Source organism: Mesorhizobium sp. M1342 (assembly GCF_040317955.1).
GTDB lineage: Bacteria > Pseudomonadota > Alphaproteobacteria > Rhizobiales > Rhizobiaceae > Mesorhizobium.
The window spans coordinates 28,572-42,026 of the sequence record NZ_JAMYLI010000018.1; the positions used below are offsets into that span (position 1 = coordinate 28,572).

Below are 13,455 nucleotides of genomic sequence, written 5' to 3' on the forward strand. Positions count from 1 at the left end.
TTACTTGACGTTGGCGCCGACGACGGCATCCCAGTTCTTGGTGATGGCTTCCTTGGACTTGCCCTGCTCGTCAAGCGTCGGGAACACGGCGGAAGCATAGGCTTCGGCCGGCGGCAGCTTGGCGAGGATGTCAGCCGGGATCTTGCCGTTCTTGGCGAGATCGTTGAAGCGGATCGGGTGGCAATAGCCTTTCAGCCAGCCGATCTGGCCTTCGTCCGAGTAGAGGTATTCGAGCCAGAGCTTGGCTGCATTCGGATGCGGCGCGTAGGCGCTGATCGCCTGCACATAGACACCGGCGACAACACCGGTCTTCGGCACGACGACGTCGACGGGCGGATTGCCCTTCAGCGTGTCGCGGCCGGCGAGCGCGTTGTAGTCCCAGGTGACGAGGATCGGGGTCTGGCCCTGGGCTAGCGTCGCGGCCTTGCCGATGACCGGCACGAAATTGCCGGCGGCATTGAGCTTCTTGAAGAAGTCGAGGCCCGCGGTGCCGGCAGCCTCACCGGCGGCGGCGCCTGACGACAGGCCGGCGGCATAAACCGCCTGGATCGCCTGGTTCGAGGCACGCGGATCACCGGCAAGGGCTACCGAGTTGGCGAATTCCGGCTTCAGCAGGTCGGCCCAGTCGGCCGGAGCTTCCTTGACGAGGTCCTTGTTCACCTGGAAGGAAAGCACGCCGTAATAGTCGCCGGTCCAGAAGCCTTCGGCATCCTTGGCGCTGTCGGGGATCGAGTCCCAGGTCGACACCTTGTAGGGCTGGATCAGGCCATCGGCCTTGGCGGTCGGACCGAAGGACAGGCCGACGTCGATGACGTCAGGCGCCTGCGGGCCCTTGTTGTCTTTGTTGGCCTTGATCGCCTCGATCTCGTCGCCGGAACCGGCATCGGGATTGAGTTCGTTGACGGTGATTTCCGGATACTTCGCCTTGAAGCCGGCGATGACGTCGCCGTAACCGCACCAGTCGTGCGGCAGCGCGATGGTGGTGAGCTGGCCTTCCGCCTTGGCGGCCTTGACGAGATCGTCCAGCGAATCCGCGGACGAAATCACCGTCGACGCGAAAAGCGCCGCGGCCGAAAGGGAAAGCACTTTCCCCGTGAATTTGAACATGTGTTCTCTCCGTTGAACTGACGCCGTTGGACGCCTGCGATGCGGTATCGTTTTCATGTGACAGCCAGATGAAAGCTTTGTGAAAGCGGCTGCTCGCAGTGCGAAAAAGTAAACTCTTTTTAACCTGATGTAGCAATCGCTTCGGGATTCTTTTTCCGGCTAACTAATTTCTGCCTTGCCCGTCATCCTCCCCCTTTGTTTTCATAGCCCCTTTTCAGATCACTTTGCGTGCGGAAAACGCCTCAGACCGTGCCGGCGATGGCGTTTTCGAGCAACGTCAGCGCCGCCTTTTTGGTCAGCTTGACCGGGTTGCCGCCGGCAGTCGGATCGACCACCGCCATGTCGGCGATCAGCGTCTTACGCTTCTTGTCCATGTCGAGCCCCTTGATAAGGCCGGGCAGTGCATGCGGCACCTTCAGTTCCTTGCGAAGCTTGATGATGGCTTTGGCGAAGCCGTCGAAGCCGCCCTTGATGCCGCAATAGGCGGCGAGCCGGCCAATACGCTCCTCGATGGAGTCCCGGTTGAAGGCCAGAACATAGGGCATGAACACCGCGTTGGTCATACCGTGATGGGTGTCGTAGAGCGCGCCGACAGGGTGCGAAAGCGAATGGATGGCACCGAGCCCTTTCTGGAAGGCGGTGGCGCCCATGGCAGCGGCGCTCATCATATGGGCGCGCGCAACGAGATCCCTGCCGTTGGCATAGGCCTTGGGCAGGTTCTCGAAGACCAGCCGGACACCTTCGACAGCAATGCCGTCGGCCATCGGATGGTAGCCGGGCGCGCAATAGGCTTCGAGGCAATGGGCCAGCGCATCCATGCCGGTACCGGCGGTGATGAAGCCCGGCATGCCGACCGAAAGCTCCGGATCGGCAATGACGATAGCCGGCAACAATTTGGGATGGAAGATGACCTTCTTGGTGTGCGTGGCCTCATTGGTGATGACGCCGGCGCGGCCAACCTCCGATCCGGTCCCGGCGGTGGTCGGCACGGCGATGATCGGCGCGATGGCATCCGAGTTGGCGCGCGTCCACCAGTCGTCGACATCCTCGAAATCCCACACCGGCCGCGTCTGCCCGGCCTGGAAGGCGATCAGCTTGCCAAGATCGAGCGCCGAGCCGCCGCCGAAGGCGATGACGCCGTCATGCTTGCCGTTCTTGAACACGGCGATGCCGGCGGTCAGGTTGGATTCGACCGGGTTCGGCCTGACCTCGGAGAAAACGCCGTAAGGGACCTTCGCATCGTCGAGGATCTTCAAGGTCGAGGCGACGACCGGCAGTTTCGCCAGGCCCGGATCGGTGACGAACAACGGCCGCTTGATGCCGGTGGCCGTCAATACCTCGGGCAATTCCTTGATGCGACCGGCGCCGAAGCGGACGGTGGTGGGATAGTTCCATTTGGAGATCAGCTTGGACATTTTTGTCTTTCAATAAATCAGATGGCTTCGCGCAGATGGAAAGATTTCGGCCGGGTCAGATTATCGTAGCCGATGGCCGACAAGCCCGCACCCTTGCCGGTGTCCTTGACGCCGGTCCAGACCAAGGCCGGGTCAAGATAGTCGCAGCGGTTCATGAACACCGTGCCGGTTTCGACGCGGTTGCCGATCGCCACCGCATGCTCGGTATCGCGCGTCCAGATCGAAGCGGTCAGCCCGTAGGGGCTGTCGTTCATCAGCGCGATCGCCTCTTCGTCGTTGCGCACCTTCATGATGCCGACGATCGGGCCAAAGCTTTCCTCACGCATGACGCTCATCTGATGGTCGACTTCTGTCAGCACTTCCGGCGCCAGATAGGGCGAACCCGCCTTGTCGTTAGCCACCTTCATATTGATGTGCGCCTTGGCACCCTTGCGCAGCGCTTCGGCCTTCTGTTCGCGGATCAGGTCGGCGAAGCGCGCCTGCGCCATCGGTCCCATCGTCGTCGCCTGGTCGAGCGGGTTGCCGACGACATAGTTCTTGGTCTCGGCGATGAAGCCTTCGACGAATTCGTCATAGACCTTCTCGTGCACGTAGACACGTTCGATGCCGCAGCAGCACTGGCCGGAATTGTAGAAGGCGCCGTCGACCAGATTGGCGACCGCATGGTCCATCTTGGCGTCCGGCAGGACATAGGCCGGATCCTTGCCGCCCAGCTCCAGGCCGAGCGTCACGAAAGTGCCCGCCGCCGCTCTTTCGATGGCGCGGCCGCCGGCGACCGAACCGGTGAAATTGACATGGTCGATCTTGCCCGAGCCGAGCAGCTTCTCGGTCTGGGCGTGGTTGAGCACGATATTCTGGAACACACCCTTCGGCAGACCGGCCTTGTCGAAGGCCTGCTGAAAGCGCTCGCCAACCAGCAGCGTCTGCGCCGCATGCTTGAGGATGACGGTGTTGCCGGCCATCAGCGCCGGCACGATGGTGTTGACCGCGGTGAGGTAAGGATAATTCCACGGCGCGATCACCATGACCACGCCAAGCGGATCCTTCTTCACATAGCGACGGAAGCCGTCCTTCGGGTTGGAGGCCGGCACCGCCTTGAGCGCCGCCTCGGCGATCTCGACCATGTAGGTGGTGCGCTCCTTGACACCACCGAACTCGCCGCCATAACGCACCGGGCGCCCCATCTGCCAGGCGATCTCCGGCACGATCTCGTCGGTCATCGCGACCAGCGCTTCCAGCATGGCCAGCATAAACTTGCCGCGCTCGACGATCGGCGTCTCAGCCCACTTCTCCTGCGCCGCCTTGGCACGCTCGACCGCGGCGTTGATCGCTTGGTCGGTCGCGATCGGCCGCTCGGCATAGATCGAGCCATCGATGGGGGATATGAGTTTGACCGTTTCGGTCATTTTGGAAGTCCTCGCATTCTACAACAAAGTCTTGTGGGCTGACGCTGCCCCTAATCCGCCTGCCGGCACCCCTCCCCGCATAGTGACGGGGAGAAGGATGGAGCTCCAGCGTCTTCGCCTCCTCTCCGTTTTCTTCACACGGAGAGGAAGGGTAAGGGACGGCGCCGACGGCGCCGACGAACAGTCGATAACTAGTACCGCTCGAACCCTCTGTGCAGTTCCCAATCTGTAATGCGGCGGTCGTATTCGAACTGCTCCCACTTTGCGGTGTGGACATAGTGTTCGAGCACATCCTCGCCGAGCGCCTGCTTGAGCATCTTCGACTTCGCCAGCGTGTCGGTGGCATCGCGCAGCGTCTTCGGGATCTCCGGCAGGCGAGATGCCTGATAGGCATCGCCGACGAACGGCTTCTGCAATTCCAGCTTTTCGTGGATGCCGGCAAGGCCGGCGGCGATCAGCGCTGCGAACGCAAGATACGGATTCAGATCGGCGCCGCCGATGCGGCATTCCATGCGGATGCCCTTGGTGCCCTCGCCGCACAGGCGGAAGCCGGCGGTACGGTTGTCCTCGCTCCACATGATCTTAGTCGGCGCGAAGGTGCCGGCCTGGAAGCGCTTGTAGGAGTTGATATAGGGCGCCAGGAACCAGGTGAATTCCTTGGCGTATTTGAGCTGGCCGGCGGCCCATTGCTGGCCAAGCGTCGACAGCGTCCAGTCGGCCGTCTTGTCGAAGAACAGCGGTGTCTTGCCGTCGGCGCTCCACAGCGAATTGTGGATGTGGCTGGAATTGCCGGCGAGCCCGTAATTATACTTGGACATGAACGAAATCGCCTTGCCCTCGGACTCGGCGATTTCCTTGGCGCCGTTCTTCAGGATGACGTGGCGGTCGGCCATGTCGAGCGCCTCGGCATAGCGCACATTGATCTCTTCCTGGCCCGGACCCCACTCGCCCTTGGAATTTTCGATCGGGATGCCGGCCGCTTCCATCTCATTGCGAAGCCGGCGCATGACGCCTTCTTCCTTGGTGGTGATGCCGATCTGGTAGTCGCCGATATAGGGCGATGCGGTGTCGAGACCCTGCCAGTGCTTCTTTCGGGCAGAATCGTATGTCTCGTTGAACAGATAGAATTCGAGCTCGGAAGCGAAATAGCCGATATAGCCGCGCTCGCTCAGCCGCTTGACCTGCTTCTTGAGGATGGCGCGCGGCGAGTGCGGCAGGTCATCATGGGTGTGGTGGTCGAGCACGTCGCAGATCACGAGTGCGGTCTTTTCCAGCCAGGGAATGCGCCGCAGCGTGGCGAGATCCGGCTTCATGACGAAATCGCCATAGCCCTTCGACCAGCTCGCGGCCTTGTAGCCCGGCACCGGTTCCATATCGATGTCGGCCGCCAGCAGATAGTTGCAGCCATGCGTTTCGTCATGCGCGGAATCGATGAAGTACTGCGCCAGGAAGCGTTTTCCCGCCAACCGTCCCTGCATGTCGACGATGCAGGCCAGCACGGTGTCGATCTCACCGCTGGAGACCGCTTTCTTCAACTGATCGAACGAGAAATTTCCGGCCATTCCTTTGGCACTCCAGCACTTGTCGATTGAAAGGGATAAACGTAGCCATGGCCGGCGCGAGGCCGGCCATGGCCATATAGGGCGATATCAGGCGCCAGCTTCGCCGATAGCCACCTCGGCTGCCCTGATCGCGGCCTGGCGTTTGGCAATCTGGTCACCGATCGGCGGACCCTGGAAGCGGCGATTCTCGAAACCGAACCAAAGCACGGCGGTCAGCAAGATGAAGCCTATGGTGATGTAAAGCACCTTGTCGTTCGGCGGCTGGATGGCGATGTAGAAGATGATCACCATGCCGACAATCGACAGCGCACAGAAGAGCTTGAACAGTCCGGCGCCCAGGTTCCACGGGCCAGGATTGGGCCACTTGGCCGTGCCGAATGCGACCATGCCGAGTGCGATCGGGATGGTGAACGACAGGAACAGGAACACCAGCGTCGAATTGACGACGATGGTGTAGATGTTGGTGCCGCCGATCGAAATAAACTGGGCAAGGAACACATAAAGGATCTCGAGGATCGCGGCCGTCCAGATCGCATTGACCGGCGTGCGCCAGGTCGGGTTGACCTTGGCGAGAGCCGCGGAGCCAACAGGCATGCCGCCGTCGCGAGAGAAGGCGAACAGCATGCGCGAAGCCGAGGTCACGGTGGCGAGGCCGCAGAGGAATTGCGAGATCAGGATTGCAAAATAAAGCAGTTCCTTCAGCCACACCGGCAGGATTGCATCCATTGTCGAGAAGAATACGCTCCATCCCTGCTTGGCGCCGGCAGCCAGGTCCGGGATCGCGAGAACGATTGCGCACAGCATCACCCAGCCGATCAGCGACGACCACAGCACCGACGAAACGATCGCCCGCGGGACGGAGTGTGCTGCCTTGACGGTCTCCTCGGAGGTGTGGGCCGAGGCGTCATAGCCGGTGATGGTATAGACGGGCAGAAGCAGGCAGAGCAGGAACAGGTAGCTCATGGAGTCGGTTTGCGGAAAAACACCGCCGCCCGCATCGCCTGAATAGTTGGTGAACGTCCACAGCCGGCTGATGTCGATTGCCGGTGCGAACACCAGGCAGGCCACGATCAGCACTGCTGTTGCGCCCAGGATAAGAAAGCCCGAAGCATCGGTGAGCATTGCCGTCAGTTTGATGCCGAAATGGTTGAACAGCGCCTGCAGCACGGTGATGAAGGCGACGAACCCGACGATTTCGCCCGGCGTGCCGGTGATGCCAAACCAGCTTCCGAACGTTCCAACGAAGAAGAAAGCGGTGCCGATGTTGATGGCGCCGAGCACGGTGATCAGGCCGAACAGGTTTAGCCAGGCCGTCAGCCAGCCGGTGAAGCGGTTGCCGAGGATCGACGACCAGTGATAGAGGCCGCCGGCGGTCGGAAATGCCGAGGCGATCTGCGCCATGGCAAGGGCGAAGAAGCCCGACACGCAGCAGCCGACGATCCAGCCGATGCCCGCACCTGCGCCGCCGATCGACGATGTGGCTTGCGCGAAGGAGTTGATGCCGCCCGAAAGGATGCAGATGATCGAGAACGATATCGCGAAATTCGAGAAGCGGCTCATGCTTCGCGACAGTTCCTGGGCATAGCCCATGCCATGGAGAACCTTCAGGTCCTCCTTCTTGTCAACGTCCGTATAATCCGGTCCTGCCATTTTCATTCCCCTGTGGTTCTAATTGGCCGATTGAACTGACTTTCCGACTGAATGCGATCTGGAATATCCGGCCTCCTCTGGCTCCAGATCCGAAAAAATGCCCGTGAGCAGATCCGCCCATTTCCGCTGCCCGGTCTCGCCGGCGATTTCGTCGTTGCGGATTTCGATCATCGCGCAGGGCAGGCCGCGCGAGCGCGCATGCCGTTCCAGCGTGAAATAGACGCGGTCATCAGGCGAATAAGGCTCGTTGACGCCGACGGTGACGCCGGCAAGCCGCTTCAGCGCCGATATCAGCGGCGCCGCCAGCCGGCGATCCTCGTCGTGGATGATGCCGATATGCCAGGGCCGGCTCATGGACTTGTAGACCGGCGTGAAGGAGTGGACCGAAACCAGCCGGGTTTGCTGACCCTGTGACAGCCTGTTGTCGATGATACCGGCAATCGTGTTGTGGAACGGCTGCCATGACAGGGCAACACGCGCCGCCCGCTCGCTCTCCGACAGGCCGGCATTGCCCGGTATGGCCGTTGTCTCACTGACCGGCGGTACCAGGTCGGGCGCGTCGAGTGGCCGGTTGCAGTCGATGACAAGGCGAGAAATACGAGTTTCCACCAGCGTCGCGTCGAGCGCCTGCGCCATGCGGCGGGCAACCGGCAGCGCGCCGGGATCCCAGGCGATGTGACGGGACAGGTCCTCGGCGGCAAGGCCGAGCGTACCGAATTCGGCCGGCAGGAAGTTCGAGGCGTGATCGCAAGTCAGCACGAAAGGGCTCGATCCGCCGGGGTTCGTCACCCTTACGGTATCAGACGATGCAAGGCTGGCGGGCCGTGCTTTCTCCATACTGTGCCGTCCCCGGGGAGCGCTGTATCGTATGTTACGTATTTTGCCTCATTGCGTCCCTGTGGATGATTTCATACAGTTTGTCCGGCTTTGTCAAATGCGATCTCGGAAAAGGCCTTCGGCCGGGCCAGGGGTGGGGAAAACATGATTTCCAGCATTGCCGAACTGATCGCCGATCGCCTCGGCACGATGCCGGCCGGCGAACGGCGCGCGGCCCAGACACTGATCGCCAACTATCCGATGATCGGCCTGAAAACGGTCGCTGAATTCTCGGCCGCGGCGGGCGTCTCCTCGCCGACGATCCTGCGTTTCGTCGCCCGGCTGGGTTTTCAGAACTATCCGGAATTCCAGTCGAGCCTGCAGGACGAACTGGCGGCGCAACTGCAATCGCCGGCGACAAGGACGCTCAATCCGCCCTCGCCTGGTGGTGGGACGGTGTCGCCGATGCTGGAAGCGACGCTCGACAACATGCGCGAGACGTTCAGACACCTGTCCGACAGGCAGCTTGCCGACATCGCCGCCCGGCTAGCGGACCGGCGCGGCAAGACCTTCCTGATCGGCGGCCGCTTCACCGATCCGCTGGCGCGCTACATGGCCGCCCACCTCGCTGTCATCCAGCCGGATGTCTTTCACCTCGCCGGGCAGGAGAGCATGTGGCGCGACCGATTGATCGACATGGGCAAGCGCGACGTGCTGGTGATCTTCGACATCAGGCGCTACCAGGACAGCCTCGTCCGCTTCGCCGAAAAGGCGCATCAGCGTGGCGTCCAGATCGTGCTGTTCACCGACCAGTGGCTGTCGCCGATCGCCCGCTTTGCTCGTCATGTTATCGCCGGACGAACCGCGGTGCCGTCGGCATGGGACTCTTCGGCTGCCCTTTTCGTCGTCGCCGAAACGCTGATCGGCGCCGTCACCAGGCAACTGGAAGCAGAAGGCGCCAAACGCATTCGCGAGATGGAAAGTCTGCGTTAGTGCCTGTGTGATGATCCAAAGCGTTATGCATATTTTCTCAACGTTACATATATTTAATGTGCGCAGCCCCCGGAGAATTGTCATAAAGACGCGATATCGAGGCGGCTTCTTTGCCTTACAATAGCCTCGCTGCGTCTGCTTCATTTCGGGAAACCGGTAGACGGAAGGATTGTTTTACCAACCGGAGTGCCGATGGCCGCCTGGAAACAGATACTTTTTGCACTTGTGGTGCTGGTGGTGGCGGCAGCCGCCTGGCTGCGCTTTTATCCCGGCGCGCCGGACGTGCTGGCACGCTGGGGCATCGACTGGGCCTCCGCGGCAACGCCCCCGGCTGAGACCGGCGCCGCCAACGCGAAGCAGTCAAACGGCCGCAATAGCGGCAACCAGCGGGTGAACGTGGTCGCCCTTGCGGCCACTTCGGCTGTTATCAACGACCGCCTGCAGGCAATCGGCACCGGCCGTGCCAACGCCTCGGTGGCCGTCAATCCCTACAGCTCCGGCCGCCTCGCCGAACTGCTGGTCGAATCCGGCAGCCATGTCGATAAGGGACAGATTCTCGCCACCCTGGATTCCGAGACCGAAGTGATCTCTCAGGACCGCGCCAAGCTCGCCTTGCAGGATGCGCAGGCCAAACTCGACCGTGTCAGGTCGCTTCGTGCCTCCAATGCCGCGACACCAGTCGCAGTGGCTGACGCCGAGGTGGTGCTGGCGGGCGCCAAGCTGGCGCTTCAGGATGCGGAACTCGCACTGCAGCGCCGGTCGATTCTGGCGCCGATCGCCGGCACCGTCGGCATCCTGCCGATCTCGGCCGGCAATTATGTCACCAACCAGTCGGCCATCGCCACGCTCGACGACCGGTCCTCGATCCTGGTCGACTTCCTGGTGCCCGAGCGCTTCGCTGCCGCCGTCAAGATCGGTGCACAATTGACGGCGACGCCGATCGCCAATCCCAGCAATGCTTATAGCGGCACCGTTTCGGCCATTGACAACCACATCGATGAAAAGAGCCGCACCCTGCTGGTCAAGGCCAAGATCGCCAACCCGGCGGATTCACTGCGCGCCGGCATGTCGTTCGGCATCACCATGAAATTTCCGGGGCAAACCTATCCGGCCGTCAGCCCGCTGGCGATCCTGTGGGGGGCGGACGGCGCCTATGTCTGGCAGATCGAGGACGGCAAGGCCAGGCGGGTCCCGGTGCGCATCGTACAGCGCAACACCGAGACCGTGCTGATCGACGCCGAGATCGACAATGGCGACATGGTGGTCACAGAAGGCACCCAGAGCGTCAGCGAGGGCGGCGCGGTCCGCCTCGCCGGCGAAGAGCAGCGCGCCGCGGACGCCGCCGCAGGCACATGACCAGCCCCGCCAACACTGCCAGCGAGACCGGCTTCACCGCCCTGTTCATCCGCAGGCCGGTGATGGCCTTCGTGCTGAACACACTGATTGCGGTCGCCGGCCTGGCCGCCTTCTACGGCGTCGAGATCCGCGAACTGCCGGACGTCGATCGCGCGGTGGTCACCGTTTCCACCACCTTCGAGGGCGCGGCGGCCGAGACCGTCGATCGCGAACTGACCGACACCATCGAGGGCGCCGTCGCCCGCGTCTCCGGCGTCAAGTCGATCTCGTCGTCTTCCTCATTCGGCTCGAGCCGCGTCACCATCGAGTTCAACGATGGCGTCGATCTGAATGTCGCCGCCTCGGACGTGCGTGATGCCGTCGGCCGCGTCGCCAACCAGATGCCGGACACCGCCGATCCGCCGCGCATCGTCAAGGCCGACGCCAATTCCGACGCGGTGATGCGACTGGCGGTGACCTCGGACAACATGTCGATCCAGGACATGACCGTGGTGGTCCAGGACCAGATCGAGGACGAGCTGGCCGCCGTGCCCGGCGTTGCCGACGTTCAGGTCTATGGCGACCGCGACAAGATCTTCCGCATCGATGTCGACCAGAACAAGCTGGCCAGCCTCGGCTTCACGGTCGCCGACCTCAGGGCCGCCCTTGCCTCGGTCGCCTTCGATTCCCCCGCCGGTTCGATCACCACGACCAACCAGGACCTGATCGTCCGCACGACTGCCGACGTGACCACGCCTGAAGAGTTCGAAAACATAATTGTCGGCGGCACGACGCGCATCCGCGATGTCGCCACCGTCACGCTCGGCCCCGACGTCGGCCAGACCACGTTGCGCTCGGACGGCAAGACCGGCATCGGCATCGGCATCATCCGCCAGGCGGAATCGAACACGCTGGACATCTCGACCGGCGTCCAGGCCGCCGTCGCCAAGCTGCAGGAAAACCTGCCCGAGGGCATGTCGATCAAGATCACCAGCGACGACGCTGTCTTCGTCAAGGGGGCGGTGCACGAGGTCGAGATCGCGCTCGGCCTGTCCGTCACCATGGTGCTGATCGTCATCTACATGTTTCTCCTCGACTGGCGTGCGACGCTGATCCCCGGCCTGTCGATGCCGGTCGCCATGATCGGCACCATCGCCGCCATCTATCTGGCCGGCTTCTCGGTCAACATCCTGACCCTGCTCGCGCTGGTGCTGGCGACCGGTCTGGTCGTCGACGACGCCATCGTCGTGCTCGAAAACATCGTGCGACGACGCAACGAAGGCATGGGGCCGCGCGCCGCCGCCGTGCTCGGCGCGCAGGAGGTGTTCTTCGCCGTCATCGCCACCACCTTGACGCTGGTCGCCGTCTTCGTGCCGATCTCGTTCCTGCCCGGCCAGACCGGCGGCTTGTTCCGCGAATTCGGCTTCGTGCTTGCCATGTCGGTGCTCTTGTCCTGCGTGGTGGCGCTGACGCTGTGCCCAATGCTCGCCTCGCGCATGCTGACCAGCGCATCGCTCCACCACGAAGGTGGCCATGGCATCGGCGCCCGCATCGGCGGCGCGCTCAATACGGCCTACAAGCGCAGCCTGCACGCCTGCCTCGACGCGCCATGGATCGTGCTTCTGGTCGCGGTGCTGTTCGCCGGCACCGCCTTCACGCTGTTCGGCACCATCCGCCAGGAGCTGACGCCGACCGAGGACCGCGCCGCCGTGCTTCTGCGCATCAGCGCCCCGCAAGGCGTCAGCCTCGACTACACAACGCAGCAGATGCAGAAGATCGAGAGACTGATCCAGCCGATGCGCGATTCCGGCGAGATCCGCAGCACTTTCGAAAATGCCGGCCAGAACGGCTCCTACAACTCCGGCTTCATGGTGATGACGCTGGCGCCGTGGAACGAGCGCAGCCGCAGCCAGCAGGAGATCATGGCCGAGATCAGCCAGCTGACCAGGCAGGTGCCGAGCGTGCGCATCTTCCCGGTGCAGCCCAACAGCCTCGGTATCCGTGGCGCCGGCAACGGCCTGCAGTTCGCGCTGGTCGGCAACGACCGCAAGGCACTCGGCGATGCCGCCGTGAAGATCATCGCCGAGATGCAGAAGGACCCGCGCTTCCAGACACCGCGCCTGTCGATCGACCCGACGCAGCCGCAGCTAGCCGTGGCCATCGACCGCGAGCGCGCCTCCGACCTCGGCATCGACATATCAGGACTGGCCAACACCTTGCAGGCCATGCTCGACGGCAACGACGTCGTCGACGTCTACATCGCCGACCGCAGCTACGGCGTGAAGCTGGTCTCGACCACCAATCCGATCAACGATCCGACGGATCTGGAAAACATCTTCCTGAAAACAGCCGACGGACGTTTCGTGCCGATGTCGACCATCGCCACGCTGACCGAACGCGCCGTGCCACCGTCGCTGTCGCGCGAACAGCAGCAGCCCTCTGTGGCGATCACCTCCAACCTCAGCGGCGACTTCGCGCTTGGCGACGCGCTCACCCGCGCCGAGCAAATCGCCACACCGCTGCTGCCGCCAGGCAGCCGCATCCTGCCCCTGGCCGAGGCGGCGACGCTAGGCGAGACCAACAGCGCCATGGTCACCATTTTCGGCTTCGCGCTGGTCATCATCCTTTTGGTGCTGGCCGCCCAGTTCGAAAGTTTTGTCAGCGCCGTCATCATCATGGCGACGGTGCCGCTCGGGCTGGCCTGTGCGATTTTCGCGCTTCTCCTCTCGGGCACCAGTCTCAACGCCTACAGCCAGATCGGCCTGGTGCTTTTGGTCGGCGTCATGGCCAAGAACGGCATCCTGATCGTCGAATTCGCCAACCAGTTGCGCGACCGCGGGCTTGGCGTGCGCGAGGCGATCGAACAGGCCTCGATCATCCGCGTGCGGCCGGTGATGATGACGATGATCTGCACCGTGCTCGGCGGCCTGCCGCTGGTGCTGGCGAGCGGCGCCGGTGCCGAGGCGCGCGTCGCGCTCGGCTGGGTCATCGTCGGCGGCCTGGGGCTGGCCACCGTCTCGACGCTGTTCCTGACGCCGGTCGCCTATCTCCTGCTTGGCCGCTTCGTCACGCCGAAGACCCACGAGGAAGCCCGGCTGAAGCGCGAGTTGGAGGAAGCCGCCTACACCAATGTGGAGCCGGCAGAATAGAAATTCCAGGAAAGTGTGTAGC

General features: G+C 62.8%; 9 protein-coding genes. 3 read left to right on the forward strand and 6 right to left on the reverse strand.

Going from position 1 to position 13,455, the window contains the following annotated elements; translation table 11 throughout:
* The 6 genes from NKH06_RS19310 to NKH06_RS19335 form a co-directional block, all read right to left on the reverse strand.
* The gene (locus NKH06_RS19310) at positions 1-1,107 is read right to left on the reverse strand and encodes an ABC transporter substrate-binding protein (protein WP_127290572.1); all 1,107 of its coding nucleotides are present in this window, start codon (positions 1,105-1,107) and stop codon (positions 1-3) included.
* Positions 1,108-1,349: 242 nt separating this feature from the next.
* Positions 1,350-2,522: an iron-containing alcohol dehydrogenase gene (locus NKH06_RS19315; protein WP_352796411.1), complete on the reverse strand. Its 1,173-nt coding sequence runs from the start codon at positions 2,520-2,522 to the stop codon at positions 1,350-1,352.
* Positions 2,523-2,539: 17 nt separating this feature from the next.
* A complete protein-coding gene (locus NKH06_RS19320; protein WP_352796407.1) occupies positions 2,540-3,928 on the reverse strand; it encodes an aldehyde dehydrogenase family protein in 1,389 nt (462 codons plus the stop codon).
* 191 nt (positions 3,929-4,119) lie between these two features.
* Entirely contained in the window at positions 4,120-5,490 is a 1,371-nt protein-coding gene (locus NKH06_RS19325) for a glutamine synthetase family protein (RefSeq protein ID WP_023810102.1), read from the reverse strand.
* Between the two features lie 87 nt (positions 5,491-5,577).
* A complete protein-coding gene (locus tag NKH06_RS19330; protein WP_023810103.1) occupies positions 5,578-7,140 on the reverse strand; it encodes an amino acid permease in 1,563 nt (520 codons plus the stop codon).
* Positions 7,141-7,158: 18 nt separating this feature from the next.
* Positions 7,159-7,977: an N-formylglutamate amidohydrolase gene (locus tag NKH06_RS19335; protein WP_023810104.1), complete on the reverse strand. Its 819-nt coding sequence runs from the start codon at positions 7,975-7,977 to the stop codon at positions 7,159-7,161.
* A 144-nt stretch (positions 7,978-8,121) separates the two neighbouring features.
* Between NKH06_RS19335 and NKH06_RS19340 the strand changes: the two genes are divergently transcribed.
* The 3 genes from NKH06_RS19340 to NKH06_RS19350 all read left to right on the forward strand — a co-directional run bounded on the left by NKH06_RS19340 (position 8,122) and on the right by NKH06_RS19350 (position 13,433).
* Positions 8,122-8,949 (forward strand): MurR/RpiR family transcriptional regulator, encoded by an 828-nt coding sequence (locus NKH06_RS19340; protein WP_023810105.1) that lies wholly within the window; start codon positions 8,122-8,124, stop codon positions 8,947-8,949.
* 192 nt (positions 8,950-9,141) lie between these two features.
* Entirely contained in the window at positions 9,142-10,305 is a 1,164-nt protein-coding gene (locus NKH06_RS19345; RefSeq protein ID WP_023810106.1) for an efflux RND transporter periplasmic adaptor subunit, read from the forward strand.
* Positions 10,302-13,433 (forward strand): efflux RND transporter permease subunit, encoded by a 3,132-nt coding sequence (locus NKH06_RS19350; protein ID WP_023810107.1) that lies wholly within the window; start codon positions 10,302-10,304, stop codon positions 13,431-13,433. Before NKH06_RS19345 ends, NKH06_RS19350 begins: the two co-directional genes overlap by 4 nt.
* Positions 13,434-13,455 lie beyond the last annotated feature (22 nt).

Excerpts from the sequence above, each read along its gene's own strand:
- NKH06_RS19310 (WP_127290572.1), bottom strand. The coding sequence starts at position 1,107 with ATGTTCAAATTCACGGGGAAAGTGCTTTCCCTTTCGGCCGCGGCGCTT.
- NKH06_RS19320 (WP_352796407.1), bottom strand. The coding sequence starts at position 3,928 with ATGACCGAAACGGTCAAACTCATATCCCCCATCGATGGCTCGATCTAT.
- NKH06_RS19315 (WP_352796411.1), bottom strand. The coding sequence starts at position 2,522 with ATGTCCAAGCTGATCTCCAAATGGAACTATCCCACCACCGTCCGCTTC.
- NKH06_RS19350 (WP_023810107.1), top strand. The coding sequence starts at position 10,302 with ATGACCAGCCCCGCCAACACTGCCAGCGAGACCGGCTTCACCGCCCTG.
- NKH06_RS19335 (WP_023810104.1), bottom strand. The coding sequence starts at position 7,977 with ATGGAGAAAGCACGGCCCGCCAGCCTTGCATCGTCTGATACCGTAAGG.
- NKH06_RS19340 (WP_023810105.1), top strand. The coding sequence starts at position 8,122 with ATGATTTCCAGCATTGCCGAACTGATCGCCGATCGCCTCGGCACGATG.
- NKH06_RS19330 (WP_023810103.1), bottom strand. The coding sequence starts at position 7,140 with ATGGCAGGACCGGATTATACGGACGTTGACAAGAAGGAGGACCTGAAG.
- NKH06_RS19325 (WP_023810102.1), bottom strand. The coding sequence starts at position 5,490 with ATGGCCGGAAATTTCTCGTTCGATCAGTTGAAGAAAGCGGTCTCCAGC.
- NKH06_RS19345 (WP_023810106.1), top strand. The coding sequence starts at position 9,142 with ATGGCCGCCTGGAAACAGATACTTTTTGCACTTGTGGTGCTGGTGGTG.